At 53.4% G+C, this 251-nt stretch carries 1 protein-coding gene; it reads right to left on the bottom strand.

Features of this window, described 5'->3' with window-relative positions; all coding sequences use genetic code 11:
- A partial coding sequence (locus SB773_RS33495; protein WP_410594766.1) for a hypothetical protein occupies nucleotides 1-251 on the bottom strand: 251 nt, incomplete at both ends.

Here is a 251-nt window from a genome sequence, read left to right as displayed (position 1 = left end):
CTTATGAGCCTCGTTGAGTCGGTCGATGCCCGCAGCCTCCTCAACCAATGCCTTCAGCTCTTTATCAGTGCGCATAGGCAAGTCGGGCATGGCCTCCTGACCGGCATACACTGAGCTGGCAAATACGGACTCTGAAGAGCCAACGATTTTGTTGACCAGCTCTTGCGTCTGTTTATCGGTGCCCATCGTAATGTCCTTCCCGTTCTGAATGACGGTCAGGCGATTTTTGTTTTTCGAGTGCTTGCGGTGCC

The sequence above is a fragment of the Bacillus sp. SIMBA_074 genome, assembly GCF_046534555.1.
Lineage (GTDB): Bacteria > Bacillota > Bacilli > Bacillales > Bacillaceae_G > Bacillus_A > Bacillus_A mycoides.
Note: the sequence above shows the minus strand (reverse complement) of the source record. Positions and strands in the feature narration are given on the sequence as shown.